Below are 15,155 nucleotides of genomic sequence, written 5' to 3' on the forward strand. Positions count from 1 at the left end.
CTCGCTTCCGTCAGGGAACTCACCGGTTCAGCACCACCACGGCCACGACCAGCGCCTGCACGATCGCCAGCGGGGTCAACACGACCCAGGCCAGCTCCAGATAGCGCTCCGTACGTACGGTCGGAATCGCGCGCCGGACCCCCACCAGGAAGGCCAGGACGGCGGCCGTCTTGAGTACGGTCCACGCCCAGCCGGGCAGCAGCGGCCCGTGCCCGCCGCCCAGGAAGAGCGGCACACTGAACGCCGCGGCCACGACCAGCAGCAGCCACCGGCCACCGAGGAACAGCACCCGGTCCGCGCCCGACAACTCGCCGCCCGCGCCACCCGCCACATCACCTCCGGCGGGCTGGTCGAACGGCCCCCAGAACGCCATCGCCATGGCACTCAGCAGATAGATCCCGAAGGCCACCGGCATCCACACCACGAACCACAACCCCGCCTGGGCGTCCACGACTTGACCGACCCGCAGCGACTCGGCGCCCAGCGCGGCCGTGGTGATGGCCAGCATGTGCGGCAGCTCGTACGTCAGCCCCTGGGCGAGGAAGCGGTAGCCGCCGATGAGCGAGAGCGTCGAGTTCGGCCCCCAGCCCGCCAGCCAGACCGCCGCCCACGCCAACGCCTCCATCGCGTTGAACCAGACGATCCCTTCCGGCAGATCACTCACCGACCGGAAACCGAGGGGCAGTACGACGGCGGCCAGGACGGCGGCGACAGGGAGGAGAGCCGCTCCGATGCGGGCCAGAGGCAGGTCCGACGCCCGGGTCCGCCGAGGCTGCTGGACCAGTTGCCGGAGGACCTGGCGACCGGGCTCCGCCGCGCGGACCGCCGCCTCCCGCAGCGAGCCGGGCCGCCCGTACCGGGCTCCCGCCGCGAGCAGGGCGTCGAACCCGGCCGTCACCAGGGCCACCCCGACCAGCAGAGCGGGCAGCACGAGAACCGCCCACAGCGGAGCGCGCTCACCCATGGTTGCGGTCACCCATGGCTGTGGACCGTTCCGGCCGCCGGTACGTGAGTCGGCTCGTCGAGGTCCGGATCCAGGCTTGCGACGATGATCCGCGCACAGGCGAACTCCGTTCCTTCGAGCAGCGGGGGGAGGCTGTCCAGCAGGGCCCTCGACGGAGGCACGGCCGCGTCGAGTCTCCCGCGGGGTCCGACGGGTTCGGCCGCGTCGAGAACCTCGGTGGCCCCGCAGGCCGCCGCACTCCGTCCCACCGCGTCGAGCCACACGAGCATGCGGCTGTACGCGTCCCCGTCGGCGACCAGAGCCGGTCCTGTCACCCCACGGTGACGCGCGTGCTCGGCGGACAGCGCCCCGAGCCCCGTAGTCAACCATCGCAGCGTCCGCGAGCGCTGGGCCCGACGGATCAACGGGCGTACGAGGGAGGTGAGTTCGGCGGCATCGTCACCGGCCAGGGCGCGATCCCGTACGTATCGCGTCCGTGCGGCCATGTCGTCCCAACCGGTCACGGCGAAGAACCTGCCCAGGCTGTCCAGGTGGGCCGCGCAGAGCCGTCGTGCCGCCTCGCCCTGCGAAACGTGCTCACCGTCGGCGGCACGCAGCCATGGTTCGTCCCAGAAGGGCGGACGGGGTGACGGGGGAGCGGCCACCGGTTCGACGGTGACCTGTTGCACGACGTCGCCCTGGAGAGCCAGGCGCAGGATCAGCCCCGCGGGCCAGTCGGCGAGGACGGGCCCGAGCGGCACATGCAGTACGTCGAGGCGCAGACCGTCCCGGTCGTCGGCCCGGTCCGCCATGGGAAGTCCCTCGATGAGGCCGCCCATGTCGTGCCCCGCGTGATCGTGATGGCCACCGTGCATGTCGTGACCGCCGTGGTCCGAATGCGGAGCGGTATCACTGTTCTGTTGGTGCTCGTGGTGCTCGTGGTGCTCGTGGTGCTCGTCGTGCTCGTCACGGGCGTGGTGGGTGTGGTGGCTCTCGTGCTCTCCGCGCTGAAGGTCCGCGAGCCCGCGGTCCAGAGCGTCGGCGACCCGCTCGGGATCCGTGATCCGCACTTGGGCCTTGGGTGCCGGAATGCCACGCCATAGACCTGCGACGACTCCGTCGCTCTCCTCGCCCTCGCTCCCGAGGTCGCCGGCGATGACCAGCAGGTCAGCCTCCGCCGGCCCGCTCACACACGACCAGCCACGACGTGCCAACTCCGCTTCCACCGCGAGCCGTTGACGCGTGGCACCGGCGGACACCGCGAGGAGGACGCCCGGCCGCGACACGGCAGCCCGCGCGAGTGCGCGTCTCAACTCCACCGGAACGCCCCCTCGCGCCAGGCGTACGCGACCCCCGCGAGCAGGATCCCCAGGAAGAGGAACATCTCGACGACGGCGCTGGTGCCGACGGCCGAGACGACCTTCGTCCACGGGTACATGAAGAGCATCTCCATGTCGAAGGCGAGGAAGACCATCGTGACGGGGTACCAGCGCACGTGGAACCGGGAGAGCGGGTGTTCCTGAGGTTCGAGTCCGCCGCTGAACGGGCCGGTGTGCACGGGCTCGCGGACCGCCCGCAGTGCGACGGACAGGCCATGGAGCAGTACGACGGCCGCGACGATCAGTACGAGGAGTACGAGTACCGGTTGCCAGTCCGATGTCTCCACTGTCTCCACGCGGGTCCCTTCCCGGCGACCGCTCTCGGACGGTCACCACGCCAGGCAGCATGTCAGCCGTCCGTGGAGGACGGAACGCACGACACCAGCTGCCTCCTCTTGCCCATACTCGGATGTCAGTTCGCCGCGCGGAACGAGCGCAGGCGCAGGGAGTTGCCGACGACGAACACCGAGGAGAAGGCCATGGCCGCTCCGGCGATCATCGGGTTGAGCAGGCCCGCCGCGGCGAGCGGCAGGGCTGCCACGTTGTAGGCGAAGGCCCAGAAGAGGTTGGACCGGATGGTGCCGAGGGTGCGACGGGCGAGACGGATGGCGTCGGCCGCGGCGCGCAGATCACCCCGTACGAGCGTCAGGTCGCCGGCCTCGATCGCGGCGTCCGTGCCGGTGCCCATGGCGAGGCCCAGGTCGGCCTGGGCGAGGGCGGCCGCGTCGTTGACGCCGTCGCCGACCATCGCGACCGAACGGCCCTCGGCCTGGAGCCGCTTGACGACGTCGACCTTGTCCTGCGGGAGCACCTCGGCGATGACGTCCTCGGGCGCGATGCCGACCTCGCGGGCGACCGATTCGGCCACGGCCCGGTTGTCGCCGGTCAGCAGGATCGGTGTCAGGCCAAGGGCGCGCAGCCGTGTGATCGCCTCCGGGCTGGTCTCCTTCACCGCGTCGGCGACTTCGAGGACCGCTCGCGCCTTGCCGTCCCAGGCGACCGCGATGGCGGTGCGTCCGGCCGCCTCGGCCTCGGCCTTGGCCCGCGTCAGGTCCTCGGGCAGTTCCATGGCCCAGTCCGCGAGCAGCCGCTCGCGGCCGACGAGGACGGCGTGACCGTCGACGACGCCCTGCACACCGAGACCGGGTACGTTCGCGAAGTCCTCGGGCGTGGGCAGGGAACCCAGCTTCTCCAGTGCCCCGTCGGCGACGGCGCGGGCGATCGGGTGCTCGGAGGAGTGCTCCAACGCGCCTGCCAGGCACAGGACTTCGGCCTCGTCGGTGGTGTCGGCGGTGTGCACGGCCAGCAGGGTCATACGGCCAGTGGTGACCGTGCCGGTCTTGTCCAGGACGATCGTGTCGACGCGGCGCGTGGACTCCAGGACCTCGGGGCCCTTGATGAGGATGCCGAGTTGGGCGCCGCGGCCGGTGCCGACCATGAGCGCGGTCGGGGTGGCGAGGCCGAGGGCGCACGGGCAGGCGATGATCAGTACGGCGACGGCGGCGGTGAAGGCGGCCGTCAGCCCGGCCCCGTTGCCCAGCCAGAAACCGAGGGTGCCCAGCGCGAGAGCGATCACGACCGGTACGAACACGGCGGAGATGCGGTCCGCGAGGCGCTGGGCCGAGGCCTTGCCGTTCTGCGCGTCCTCCACCAGTTTGGCCATCCGGGCGAGTTGGGTGTCGGCGCCGACCCGGGTGGCCTCGACGACCAGACGGCCCCCCGCGTTGATCGTGGCGCCGGTGACCGGGTCGCCCGTGGAGACCTCCACCGGCACGGACTCACCGGTGAGCATCGAGGCGTCCACCGCCGAGGAACCCTCGACGACCGTCCCGTCCGTGGCGATCTTCTCGCCCGGGCGTACGAGGAAGCGGTCGCCGACCTTCAACTCGGCGGTCGGGACGGTCTGTTCGCGGCCGTCGGGACGCAGTACGGTGACGTCCTTCGCGCCCAGTTCGAGCAGCGCCTTGAGCGCCGCGCCCGCCTTCCGCTTGGAGCGGGCCTCGAAGTACCGGCCGGCCAGGATGAAGGCGGTCACACCGGCGGCGGCCTCCAGATAGATGTTCCCGGCGCCGTCCCCGCGGGCGATCGTCAGCTCGAAGGGGTGCGTCATGCCGGGCGTGCCCGCGGTGCCGAGGAACAGGGCCCACAGCGACCACAGGAACGCGGCGGAGGTGCCCACCGAGATCAGCGTGTCCATGGTGGCCGCGCCGTGCCGCGCGTTGGTGAACGCCGCCCGGTGGAACGGCCACCCGGCATACGTCACGACCGGCGCCGCCAGCGTCAGGGACAGCCACTGCCAGTACTCGAACTGCAGGGCCGGGACCATCGCCATCGCGACGACGGGCACCGAAAGCACCACCGCGGTGACCAACCGCTCGCGCAGCGACCGTAGTTCGTCGTCCGCGCCCGACGCCCGGTCACCGCTCTCGGGCTCGGCGCGTGCGGGCACCGGCTCGTGCGCGGTGTACCCGGTCTTCTCGACGGTGGCTATCAGGTCCTGGACGGAGACGTCACCGTCGTAGGCGACCTTGGCCTTCTCGGTGGCGTAGTTGACGGTGGCGGTGACCCCGTCCATGCGGTTGAGCTTCTTCTCGATACGCGCCGCGCACGAGGCGCAGGTCATGCCGCCGATGGCGAGCTCTACCTCGGCGCCGGTCGTCGTGGTGGTCACGGGCTGCTCCTCGTACGGGGTGGGTGGCCAGGACCCGGTGCTGCCGGGGCCCGGCCGATGCGGGGGAGGACCAGGGGTCAGGCCCGGCCGGTCAGCTCGTAGCCGGCCTCGTCGACGACCTCGGCGATCAGCGTGTCGTCCGGCTCGGCGGCGCCGACGACGGTGACCCGACCGGTGTCGAGGTCGACGTCGACCCCGGTCACGCCGTCCAGCTCGCCGATGACCTTGGTGAGCGTGGCCTTGCAGTGGCCGCAGGTCATGCCCGAGACGGCGTAGGTCGTGGTGACGGTGGTGGTGACGCCCTCGGTCGCCGTGGCGCTGTCGGCGGTGGTGGTCGAGCAGGAGCCGTCGGTGGAGCAGCAGGACGAGGACATGGGTTCCTCCTGGTGAATGTGGTCGATCCGGATACGGGGCAGGGGTATCTGTGCCGAGATCCTGTATACCCCTCTAGGGTATCTGGCGCAAGTGTTGCAGTCGCCTTGACTTGATACCCCCTAGGGGTATGGTGAAGTGCATGGAGAGGCGTCGCGCCCCAAGCCGTCGGCCCCGTTTCCCAGAAGATGACCTCAGGAGATGACCATGCACACCGGAGTGAAGATCACCGCGTTCGCCGCCGCACTCGCCGCGACCTTCGGCACCGCGTACGGCGTGGGCCAGGGCATCGACCCCGTCGTCGCGGACCGCGAGCCCGCGAGCCACGACACCCACGCCGCATCGTCACCAGAGCCGGAGGGGGGCGGGGGCCGCGCGGAGCGGGAGTCTGCGTCGGAGGGGCAGTCGCCTGCGGCCGGCGGACTGCAGATCTCCGAGAACGGCTACACCCTCGACCTGAAGACTCCCCGGATCGAAGCCCGGCAGCGCACCGACCTGCGCTTCGCCATCCAGGACGACAAGGGCCGCCCGGTGACCTCGTACCAGCGCGAACACGAGAAGGAACTCCACCTCATCGTGGCCTCACGCGACCTGGTCACCTACCGTCACCTGCACCCCACGCGCGCCGCCGACGGCACCTGGAGCATCCCCGTCGAGCTGCCCCGGGCAGGCGGCTACCGGGTCTTCGCCGACTTCACTCCGGCGGGGAAGGGGGCCGAGAACCTCACTCTCGGCGCCGACCTCGCGGCCTCGGGCCCGTACGAGGCGCAGGGCCTGCCGGCGGCGAGCGCGACGGCCAAGGTCGACGGATACGAGGTCAAGCTGGCGGGCGGCCTGCGACCGGGCGCGGCCGGGGAAGTGGAGCTGAACGTCTCCCGCGACGGCAAGCCCGTCACCGACCTCCAGCCCTATCTCGGTGCCTATGGCCACCTGGTCGCCCTGCGCTCCGGCGACCTCGCGTACCTCCACGTCCACCCCAACGGCGAACCCGGCGACGGGAAGACCGCGCCCGGCCCCGGCATCTCGTTCACGGCCACCGCGCCGAGCCCGGGCTCGTACCGCCTCTTCCTCGACTTCAAGCACCAAGGCGTGGTCCGGACCGCCGCGTTCACCGTGCGGGCGGGTGAGGCGTCGGGCGGCGACGGCGACCAGGGCGAGACCGCCGAAGAGACCTCGGGTGGGCACGGGCACTGAACGGAACCGGCTCAGCTGAAGGGTGGCGTCCGAGGAGCGGCGTCATGACGTGTCCTGGACCGGTAGGCGCAACCGGAGTTCGTAGCCGCCGTCCGTCGTCGGGCCGGAAGTGACGGTACCGCCGAGGAGTTCGGCCCGCTGGCGCAGGCCGACGAGCCCGTGGTGGGCGCCGGGCAGGGGGAGCGCGGGGCGGGTGGGCGAGGCGTTCGTGACAGTGGCGTGGACCGTGTCGTCCGCGTGGTGGACGTGGATGGCGGCGGTGGCGCCGGGTGCGTGCTTGCGAACGTTGGTCAGTGCTTCCTGGACGGTCCGGTAGACGGCGCGCTGGACGGTCGCCGGCAGATCGTCGGGCAGGTCCGTGCGCAGGTCGGCCTCGATGCCGCTGGTGTCGACCAGCCGCTGGAGATCCGCCAGGGACGGCTGGGGAGTCAGCTCCGTGGGACGGCTTCCGGAAGCGCGCAGCACGCTGACCATGTGCCGCAGCTCGTCCAGTGTCTGCACGCTGAGCCGCCGGATCGTGGCCGCCGCCTCCCTCGCCTCCGCGTCCTGCGTGCCCACCTGGAGCACTCCGGCCCGTACCGCGATCAGGCTGACCTGATGGGAGACCACGTCGTGCATCTCCCGGGCCAGCTGCGCGCGTTCCTTCGCCAGCACGCTCTGGGCCAGCAGCAGGCGCTCGTGCTCCCGCGCCTCGGATATCTCGGACAGCCGCAGGGAGAGTTCGCGTCCGGTCTGGACGAGCTGGCCGAGGAAGACGGGAGCGACGCCTGTGGCCAGGCTGTAGGTGACCATGAGCAGGTCGGAGGCGTCCGACAGATCGGCGAACTCCGGCGAGGGCCATGACCACTCGGTGATGTCGCAGGCCGCGAAGGCCATGGCGCAGGCGGCCAGCAGGACGCGACGGCGGGTGAGGCAGGCGAGCGTGTACAACGCGATCAGGGTGGCCAACACCGCGTCGCCGACCAGTGTCGCCGGCAGCGCGAGCAGGAAGGTCGGCAGTGGCAGACGGCGACGGAGTGCGAGAGAGAAAGCGGCGAGCAGGGCGCAGACCATGCGCCCTGGCTCTCCGCTGTCGAAGTGGATCCAGACGTCCAGCAGGCAGACCGCGATGAGCGCGGCATCCGTGAGTGGAGCGGGCACCCGGCGGGATCTCATCCGGGCTCCCGGTCCCGCGAGGGACTTCATCCGGGCTCCCCGTCCCGCGAGGGACCTCATCCGGGCTCCCGGTCCCGCGGCGGCCTGAGCAGACCCGCGCGTTCGGCGAGCAGGGCCGCCTGGACGCGGCTGCCCACCTCCAACTTGGAGAGGACGGCGCTCACATGGTCCTTGACCGTGCCGATGCTCAGGTGCATCCGCGCACCGATCCCGGTGTTGGACAGTCCCTCGGCGATGAGGACCAGAACGGCACACTCGCGCTCGGTCAGCCGGGCGACGCAGCGGGCGGCCGCCTCGTGAGGGCCGTTGTCCAGATAACCGTCCACCACGGTCCGGGTGACCCGGGACGACAGGACGACGCCGCCATCGGCCAAACTGAGTACCAGCAGCGGCAGTTGCACCGGATCGGTGTCCTTGAGCAGAAACCCGGCCGCCCCCGAGCGCAAGGCCGTCGCCACGTACTCGTCCATGTCGAACGTCGTGAGCATGGCCACCGTGGGCGGCTGCGGCAGCCGGCGCAGTTCGGCCAGGACGGTGAGCCCGTCCACGTCCGGCATCCGGATGTCGAGCAGTACGACATCGGGGCGGAACTCCCGCGCCGCGTGGACCGCCTCGCCGCCGGGAACCGCCGCCACCACCTCGATACCGTCCGCGGAGTCGAGGATGTGCCGAAAGCCCGTACGGATCAGTGCCTCGTCGTCGACCACCAGTACCCGGATCACCTGCGCTCCCCTCACCCCGGGGCCGCCGTTGGAGTCCCTACGACGCCCGGGGGCGCCCGCCGGTTCCCATGCGTCGGCGCGCGCCGGGCGACGGGGGCGGCTCCGGCCGGTCGGCGGGGCAACTCCGGCCACCTGCCGGATGTGTCCCGGCCCGGGTGTGCCTGACGCTGATGGGCATGACACAAGACGCGCCATCGGCCCCACCGTCTATGTCCCCGGCGACATCCAATTCGCCGGGTCCCGCCGCGGAGAAAGGCGGTCCTCCCGTCATCGTCCCCGCGCCGTCGGCGGGGCGGCTCATCGGTATCGATCTGGCCCGCGGACTCGCGGTCCTCGGCATGTACGCGGCCCATGTCGGCCCGGAACCGTCGGTGGGCGGGCCGCTGGGCTTCGTCCTGGAGCTGGCGCGCGGGCGTTCCTCCGCGCTCTTCGCCCTGCTCGCCGGTTTCTCGCTCGTGCTCATCACCGGCCGCGCACGCCCCCGCACGGGTCGCGCCGGACGGCAGGCAGTGGGCAGGATCGTCATCCGCAGTGCGGTCCTGGTCGTGCTGGGCTTCGCACTGACCGCGCTGGACACCGACGTCGAGGTGATCCTCGCCTTCTACGGGCTGATCTTCCTCGTCGTGCTTCCGCTGTACCGGCTGCGGGCCCGCACACTCGCGATCATCGGCGCCGCGAGCGCGCTGGTCATGCCTCAAGTGCTGTACGTGATCCGCCAGTCGATCGACAACGGGGACCGGGCCGACACCGTCATCCGCTGGGACCCGCTGGCGCGGATCAGCGACACGGACGGCCTGGTCGAGCTGTTCTTCACCGGCGAGTACCCGGTGCTCACCTGGATGCCGTTCATGATCGTCGGGATGGCGGTGGCCCGGCTCGACCTCGGCCGGGCCAGGATCCGTACCCGACTCGCCCTGGTCGGCGGCGGGTTGGCCGTACTCGGCTACGGCCTCTCATGGCTGGCCCTGCGGCTCGTCCCGGACGCGTACGCCACCGTCGCAGCCGCCACGGACGGAGACTCGGCGGCCTCGGCCTGGTGGTCCGACACCGTCGGCTATCCCACGGACGGCGCCCCGGCCGCCTGGCTGCTGGTGGCCGCGCCGCACAGCCAGACGACCTTCTCCATTCTCGGCAACACCGGCGTCGCGCTTCTCGTGGTGGCCGCGTGTGTCGCCGTCACGGCCCGGATGCCCCGCGTCACGCGGCTGGCCACGCCCGTCGCCGCGGTCGGCATGATCTCGCTCACCGCCTACGTCCTGCACATCCTCGCCATCTACGTGGTCGGCATGGAGGAGGAGACCGTTCCGGCGCTGGTCGCGCTGCTCGTCTTCATCGCGACCGCCCTGCTCCTGGCGACCGTCTGGACACGACGCTTCCGCCGCGGCCCTCTGGAGTACCTGCTCCACGCCACCACGCGCGTCACCCGCCACATCAGGTGACGTCCGGATCAGCGCGGCTCCCGTACCGCCCGCTCCGACCGGGGGTACGGGAGTTGGCGCTCAGGGCCGGCTCGCCGCGAAGAACGGCATGCTGTCGAGCGGGACGATCTCGACGTTCTTGCCGGTGCGCGGGGCGTGGACGGCCTTGCCGTCGCCCACGTACATCCCGTTGTGCTGGTTGTCGTTGTACCAGTAGATGATGTCGCCGGGTCGCAGGTCCGACCGGGAGACCTTGCGGCCGGCGTCGTACTGCTGCTTGACCGTGCGCGGCAGCGACACACCCGCCGCGCGCCAGGCGGCACCGGTCAGGCCCGAGCAGTCGAAGGAGTCGGGCCCGGTCGAGCCCCACTCGTAGGGCTTGCCGAGCTGCGCGTACGCGAAGTCGAGCGCCGCCTCGGCGCGACCGCTCGCCGGGCCGTTGTACGTGGCCGCCGCGTCACTGCTGCCCGACGCCCTGTCCGCGCGCTCCTGTTCGGCCTCCATGCCGGCGCGCTGCCCGGCCGTCAGGCTGTTGAGGAGCGTGCGGGCCTCGGCGAGCTTGCCCTGGATCTCGTCCTTCGTGTCCGCCGCCTTGGCGCGCGTCTCCTCCAGGGACTCCAGCCGCTTCGTGACGGTCGCGCGTTCCTGCGCGAGTTCCCGCTGCGCGCCCCGCATCGCCCGCAGGGCATCGGCCTGCCGGTCGCTCGTACGGCCCAGCAGCTCGGCCTGGTCGAGATAGGAGTCCGGGTCGCCGGAGAGGAAGAGCTGGACGCTCGGGTCGATCCCGCCGTTGCGGTACTGGGCCGCCGCCAACGGGCCTATTTCCTCGCGCAGTTCGTTGATCTCCTGCTGCTTGCGGGCCAGCCGGTCCCGGGCACGGTCGGCCTCGCGGCGCAGCTTCTTCTCCTCCTCGCGGATCCGGTTGTACTCCTCGGTGGGAGCCTCCGCCTCTTCGTAGAGCTTCTCCACCTGCTTGCGCACCTCGTCCACCGAGGGCTTGGGAGCGGCCTGGCTCTGCGTCGGCAGGAGGCTGACGGCACCGGCGGCGACGCCGAGGGTGGCTATCCGGGCCCGGCCGGGCGGCTTGGGCCGACGGTGCGTTCCCATCGTGGGGTGACTCCTCTGTGCGTGCGCCAGGTGACACTCAAGTGCTTTAGAACTTAGTTGCTTAGTAGTCGGCATCGCAAGCGAACGCGAACATCACGAGCGAGCACGCGTGACGGACGTCCCCCGCGGCGTCGGTCAGCCGAGTCCGGGCGGGCAGGCGACCAGGAGCGGCAGCAGCGGAACCGCCACGGCCGCCGCGGCCACGGAACTCCACAGGGCGGGGTGCGGCGCCTGACACGGGCCCAGGATCCGCTGCACCCGGATGAGCGCGGCATGGCCGCCCACGGCGAACGCGCCCTTGGGGACGCGGGCCGCGACCATCTCGTACATGGCGGTGGCCAGCGCGTCGCGGGAGTGGCTGCGCAGGGCCCGGTCGTCCGCGATCATCTCCAGCAGGAGCGCGGTCTGCTCCCGGGCATGGCGGGCCAACGGCAGCCGACGGAACACCGAGTGGAACGCCTCCATGGCGGCCAGGGCCAGATGGTGGCGGCCCGCGACGTGGGCCCGCTCGTGTTCCAGTACCGCGCCGAGCTGGTCCGGCGTGAGCCGGCGAACGGCCGCGTCGCTGACGACGATCCGCGGATGCCGGCCGGGCAGGCAGTAGGCGGCGGGGGTGTCGTACGGAAGGACCGTGGCGCACAGCCGGGCCGAGCGCCGGCCCACCAGGTCCAGGGCCTGCCGATGGCGACCGCGCGCCCGCCGGGCCCGTACGACGTGGAAGGCGAAACTCGCCGCCAGGGCGGTCCCGATGGCGGCGGGCAGTGCGACGGCGAGGCGGTGCGTCGCGTCGGGATCGGGCGGGCCCCCGTCCAGGTGCAGCCCGCACGCGTGCAGGAAACCGACCAGCCCGGCATGCAGATGCTCGGTCGGCATGGCGAGGTTGTACACGGTGAGCGCGGCGCCGATCGCGAACGAGACCGTCAGGGCGTGCCACACCACCGCCGCCAGGGCGGGGGCCCGGTGCGGCCAGCCGCTGCGCAACAGCAGATGCGGGGCCGCGATGCCGACGAGTGCCGTGTAGGCAGCCAGGACGGGTGCCGCGTTCATGACTTGGCCTGTCGTCCCACGGTCCGCAGGGCCTTGCGCAGGGCGGAGACCTCCTCGTCCGACATGTTCTCGACGAAGTGCACCAGGGCCGCGGGCCGGTCCTTGCTGGCGCCGAGACCGTCCTCCATGAGCGCGGCGGCGTACGCCTCGCGGCTGCGCACCGGGGTGTACAGCCAGGCGCGGCCCTGCTTCCCGCGCAGCAGCCAGCCCTTGTTGTAGAGGATGTTGGTCACGGTCATCACCGTGGTGTACGCGACGGGGCGCGACCTGTTGATGTCGTCGACGACCTCGCGGACCGTCGCCGGACGGCCCCATATCCAGAGGCGGTCCATGATCTCCGCCTCCAGGTCCCCCAGCCGTCGCATGGCTCTGACTTCCCTTCGCCGTCGAGTACGCAGTGCCATAGTAGACGGCGGGCGTGTCAGGCTTCCCGGGCGGAGGGCCCGGTGTGCGGTGCTTGGCATGGCCTTGATACCCCGGGCAGGTATCATCCCCCGGTGTCTGCTCCAGTGGCACCTGAGACGCAAGGGACCCATGGCCAGTGTCTGCGATGAGGCGGTGAACCGCCTCGGACAGCTCGCTCGACCGCGCTCGACGTCGCGGTTCGGCGGCGGGCTGCTCCTGTGCGCGCTGCTCCTCGGGCTGGTCGGTATGCACGGCCTCGGGCCGGTTCCCGCGGGCGGCGCCGCCTCAAGTCATGGTCATGGCGCGATGCCGACGGCCGCGCCCATGCCTGCGCCCATGCCTGCGCCCATGGCCGCGCCCATGGCCGCGCCCTTGAGTGTCATGGCGTCGACGCCGGACTCGTGCGAGCACGGCGAGGGCGGCTCCAACGGGCACGCCGAGCACGCGGATCCCACGTGTGCGTCCGTGTCAGTCGCCGGTTCGCCCGCGGTGGTGCCCGTGCTGCTGCCCGATGTGGCGGCCCGCGTCGGCGTGCCACGGGCCGGTACCGCTCCGACCGGAAGCGGTCCCGACGGCGGCCGGGCGCCGCCCGCACTCTCCGAACTCCAACTCCTGCGGATCTAGAGCGGCCCGCGAGGCGTCGCACGCCATACGGCGCGGCGCCGTGCATCGGCATGCCCTGCATCCGTTCAACCCCAGGAGTTCCACCATGACCGCGCACCGCACGCTCGTCCGCCGTACCGCCCTCGCCGTCACCGCGGGAGTGGCCGCTCTCGTCCTCGCCGCCTGTGGCGGCAGCGGCGACGGACACGACATGGGGTCCATGGAGTCCGACTCCAGCCCCACCGGGTCCGCCTCGGCCAAGGCCGGCGACTACAACGACGCGGACGTCGACTTCTCCAAGGAGATGATCCAGCACCACCGTCAGGCCGTGGACATGGCCGAACTGGCCGCCGGCCGCGCCTCCTCTCAGGAGGTCAAGGACCTGGCCGCGAAGATCAAGGGGGCACAGGACCCGGAGATCAGGACCATGTCCGGCTGGCTCACCTCGTGGGGCGAGGAGGTTCCCAAGAAGATGTCGGCGGAGATGTCGGGCGGCATGGACCACGACATGTCCGCCGCCATGCCCGGCATGATGAGCGGCCAGGACCTGGACAAGCTGGAGAAGGCCTCAGGTACCGAGTTCGACAAGACGTTCCTCACGATGATGGTCGAGCATCACGAGGGTGCGATCGAGATGGCCAAGACCGAGAAGACCGACGGCAAGTACGGTTCCGCCACCAAGCTCGCGGACGACGTCGTGACGGCCCAGACAGCCGAGATCAAGCAGATGAACGAGATGCTCGGCAAGAGCTGACGCGTCGCCGGAAGCGCATCGCCTGGAACGCGCCGACTGGAGCGCGTCGGCGAAAGGCGGTGGGCCGACGGGGTCTTGCCCTCTCGGCCCACCCGCCGCCGCGATGCGTACGGGACGCCGCGGTGCCCACAGGACCGCGGGGTGCTTATGGGACGCCGCGCTGCATACGCGCCCGGCGCGGGCGCCGTTCGCGAGGGGACCGTTTGCGCGGGGGACCCCGTCCGTCGATCTTCGGCGGCATACGCGTGAACGGCCGCCTGCGTTCACCCGTATCCCTTGTCGTACGCCCGGCCGCTCGCGCGGGCGGGAACAGCCCGGATACGGAGAGGTACGTGTCACAGCAGCCACAGCGAGGACGAACCGGCCGCGCCTTCACTGCTCGTGGGGTGCGCAGCGTCGCCCTGATCGGCAGCCTGGCCCTTCTCCCCCTGGCCACGGCCTGCAGCGGGGGCGAGGACGACACCGCGGTGGACAACAAGGCATCGACCAGCCCCGTGGTAGCGGTCGTGGCACCGGCGAAGGTCGAGGTCATAGCCAACCTCACCGGCTGCAAGGTCAAGATCCGAACCGACGCGGACGAACTCCGCGAGGGCGTCTGCCACACCCCCGAGGGCGACTACCTCATCACGACCTTCCCCGAGGAGAAGTACAAGCTGACCTGGCTGGACAGCGCCGCCATCTACGGGGGCAAGTACCTCGTCGGCCCGCGCTGGGCCATCAGCGCCAAGCCGAAGATGCTCGAGCCGCTGCGGGCGAAAGTCGGCGGCACCATCCAGGACTTGACGGTCACGTCCACGCCGGGACCTGCCCCGAGCGCGTCGTAGCGGCGGCAGCCGGATTCTGCGCTTGTTGTAGTTGTAGAGCGGCTGCCGCACCCTGTAAGGCAGTTCGGTGCGGCTGCCGACACGAGTCGGCTCAGGGGCGTGCGCGGGCCGGTCGTACAGGGCGTCCTGCAGTTCCACGCGTCCGCTTCCTCCGGCGACGGCCCACGCGGGCAAGGGAGTTCGGCAGGCGTACGTGGCGGTCGCGGACGGCGTCCGCTTCATCCGCGGCCACCGCCTCATCGTGGGCCTGGTGCTCATCGACGTCGCGGCATGGTCTTCACCATGCCGCAGGCCCTGTATCCCGTCCTGGCCGACGAGCAGTTCGGCGGCGGCCCGGTCCCTGCCCGGTGCGGGGGTGCCCGGTGGGGGAGTTGGCTGGATGCGTTCTGCGCGAAGCGTTGACTAGAAAGCGCTTGCCCCTTACGTTTCCCGTTCAGCAGCGTGACCCGCCGCCGGCATCTCGTATATGAGATGCCAGATGCCGCATGTGGTACGGCCTGGGGGCGTGCACTCTCCAGGACGGCGCCACGAGCCGCATGCGGCTGCGCTGCATTCGCAAGG

At 71.3% G+C, this 15,155-nt stretch carries 15 protein-coding genes; 5 read left to right on the forward strand and 10 right to left on the reverse strand.

The genetic code is table 11. The features are described 5' to 3' along the window. Positions 1-19: 19 nt before the first annotated feature. The 5 genes from OHA11_RS43860 to OHA11_RS43880 form a co-directional block, all read right to left on the reverse strand. On the reverse strand, positions 20-964 hold the full coding sequence (locus tag OHA11_RS43860) for an NADH-quinone oxidoreductase subunit H (RefSeq protein WP_266507853.1): 945 nt from the start codon (positions 962-964) through the stop codon (positions 20-22). Positions 965-972: 8 nt separating this feature from the next. Beyond that, complete coding sequence (locus OHA11_RS43865; protein ID WP_266506581.1) at positions 973-2,262, reverse strand: hypothetical protein; 1,290 nt, start codon at positions 2,260-2,262, stop codon at positions 973-975. Beyond that, positions 2,253-2,609, reverse strand: a complete 357-nt coding sequence (locus OHA11_RS43870) for an NADH-quinone oxidoreductase subunit A (RefSeq protein ID WP_266507854.1) — start codon at positions 2,607-2,609, stop codon at positions 2,253-2,255. The genes OHA11_RS43865 and OHA11_RS43870 overlap by 10 nt, the downstream gene beginning before the upstream one ends. A 125-nt stretch (positions 2,610-2,734) precedes the next feature. After that, positions 2,735-4,993, reverse strand: a complete 2,259-nt coding sequence (locus tag OHA11_RS43875; RefSeq protein WP_266506583.1) for a cation-translocating P-type ATPase — start codon at positions 4,991-4,993, stop codon at positions 2,735-2,737. 77 nt (positions 4,994-5,070) lie between these two features. Continuing rightward, positions 5,071-5,367: a heavy-metal-associated domain-containing protein gene (locus tag OHA11_RS43880; RefSeq protein WP_266506585.1), complete on the reverse strand. Its 297-nt coding sequence runs from the start codon at positions 5,365-5,367 to the stop codon at positions 5,071-5,073. Between the two features lie 205 nt (positions 5,368-5,572). On the opposite strand from OHA11_RS43880, the gene OHA11_RS43885 reads away from it, so the two are divergent. Continuing rightward, positions 5,573-6,559: a hypothetical protein gene (locus tag OHA11_RS43885; protein WP_266506587.1), complete on the forward strand. Its 987-nt coding sequence runs from the start codon at positions 5,573-5,575 to the stop codon at positions 6,557-6,559. 42 nt (positions 6,560-6,601) lie between these two features. On the opposite strand, the gene OHA11_RS43890 is transcribed toward OHA11_RS43885, so the two are convergent. Further along, positions 6,602-7,714, reverse strand: coding sequence for a sensor histidine kinase (locus OHA11_RS43890; RefSeq protein ID WP_266506589.1), 1,113 nt, complete (start codon positions 7,712-7,714; stop codon positions 6,602-6,604). 56 nt (positions 7,715-7,770) lie between these two features. Further along, positions 7,771-8,436 (reverse strand): response regulator transcription factor, encoded by a 666-nt coding sequence (locus tag OHA11_RS43895; RefSeq protein ID WP_266506591.1) that lies wholly within the window; start codon positions 8,434-8,436, stop codon positions 7,771-7,773. Between the two features lie 209 nt (positions 8,437-8,645). On the opposite strand from OHA11_RS43895, the gene OHA11_RS43900 reads away from it, so the two are divergent. After that, positions 8,646-9,875, forward strand: coding sequence for a DUF418 domain-containing protein (locus OHA11_RS43900; protein WP_266506593.1), 1,230 nt, complete (start codon positions 8,646-8,648; stop codon positions 9,873-9,875). Positions 9,876-9,935: 60 nt separating this feature from the next. Here OHA11_RS43900 and OHA11_RS43905 read toward each other — a convergent pair whose 3' ends face one another. The 3 genes from OHA11_RS43905 to OHA11_RS43915 all read right to left on the reverse strand — a co-directional run bounded on the left by OHA11_RS43905 (position 9,936) and on the right by OHA11_RS43915 (position 12,373). Continuing rightward, positions 9,936-10,961 carry a C40 family peptidase gene (locus tag OHA11_RS43905; protein ID WP_266506595.1) on the reverse strand — a complete coding sequence of 342 codons (1,026 nt, stop codon included), beginning with the start codon at positions 10,959-10,961 and terminating at the stop codon, positions 9,936-9,938. Between the two features lie 135 nt (positions 10,962-11,096). Beyond that, a complete protein-coding gene (locus OHA11_RS43910) occupies positions 11,097-12,008 on the reverse strand; it encodes a M56 family metallopeptidase (RefSeq protein WP_266506597.1) in 912 nt (303 codons plus the stop codon). After that, positions 12,005-12,373 (reverse strand): BlaI/MecI/CopY family transcriptional regulator, encoded by a 369-nt coding sequence (locus tag OHA11_RS43915; protein WP_266506599.1) that lies wholly within the window; start codon positions 12,371-12,373, stop codon positions 12,005-12,007. Before OHA11_RS43915 ends, OHA11_RS43910 begins: the two co-directional genes overlap by 4 nt. 169 nt (positions 12,374-12,542) lie before the next feature. On the opposite strand from OHA11_RS43915, the gene OHA11_RS43920 reads away from it, so the two are divergent. From OHA11_RS43920 to OHA11_RS43930, 3 genes are all read left to right on the forward strand, one after another. Beyond that, on the forward strand, positions 12,543-13,037 hold the full coding sequence (locus OHA11_RS43920) for a DUF6153 family protein (protein WP_266506601.1): 495 nt from the start codon (positions 12,543-12,545) through the stop codon (positions 13,035-13,037). Positions 13,038-13,122: 85 nt separating this feature from the next. Next, entirely contained in the window at positions 13,123-13,770 is a 648-nt protein-coding gene (locus OHA11_RS43925) for a DUF305 domain-containing protein (protein WP_266506603.1), read from the forward strand. A 386-nt stretch (positions 13,771-14,156) separates the two neighbouring features. After that, positions 14,157-14,594: a hypothetical protein gene (locus OHA11_RS43930; RefSeq protein ID WP_266507855.1), complete on the forward strand. Its 438-nt coding sequence runs from the start codon at positions 14,157-14,159 to the stop codon at positions 14,592-14,594. The last annotated feature ends 561 nt before the right edge of the window (positions 14,595-15,155 follow it).

Origin of the sequence: Streptomyces sp. NBC_00878 (genome assembly GCF_026341515.1) — a bacterium.
Lineage (GTDB): Bacteria > Actinomycetota > Actinomycetes > Streptomycetales > Streptomycetaceae > Streptomyces.

Excerpts from the sequence above, each read along its gene's own strand:
- OHA11_RS43860 (WP_266507853.1), bottom strand. The coding sequence starts at position 964 with ATGGGTGAGCGCGCTCCGCTGTGGGCGGTTCTCGTGCTGCCCGCTCTG.
- OHA11_RS43880 (WP_266506585.1), bottom strand. The coding sequence starts at position 5,367 with ATGTCCTCGTCCTGCTGCTCCACCGACGGCTCCTGCTCGACCACCACC.
- OHA11_RS43885 (WP_266506587.1), top strand. The coding sequence starts at position 5,573 with ATGCACACCGGAGTGAAGATCACCGCGTTCGCCGCCGCACTCGCCGCG.
- OHA11_RS43890 (WP_266506589.1), bottom strand. The coding sequence starts at position 7,714 with ATGAGATCCCGCCGGGTGCCCGCTCCACTCACGGATGCCGCGCTCATC.
- OHA11_RS43900 (WP_266506593.1), top strand. The coding sequence starts at position 8,646 with ATGTCCCCGGCGACATCCAATTCGCCGGGTCCCGCCGCGGAGAAAGGC.
- OHA11_RS43905 (WP_266506595.1), bottom strand. The coding sequence starts at position 10,961 with ATGGGAACGCACCGTCGGCCCAAGCCGCCCGGCCGGGCCCGGATAGCC.
- OHA11_RS43910 (WP_266506597.1), bottom strand. The coding sequence starts at position 12,008 with ATGAACGCGGCACCCGTCCTGGCTGCCTACACGGCACTCGTCGGCATC.
- OHA11_RS43915 (WP_266506599.1), bottom strand. The coding sequence starts at position 12,373 with ATGCGACGGCTGGGGGACCTGGAGGCGGAGATCATGGACCGCCTCTGG.
- OHA11_RS43920 (WP_266506601.1), top strand. The coding sequence starts at position 12,543 with ATGGCCAGTGTCTGCGATGAGGCGGTGAACCGCCTCGGACAGCTCGCT.
- OHA11_RS43925 (WP_266506603.1), top strand. The coding sequence starts at position 13,123 with ATGACCGCGCACCGCACGCTCGTCCGCCGTACCGCCCTCGCCGTCACC.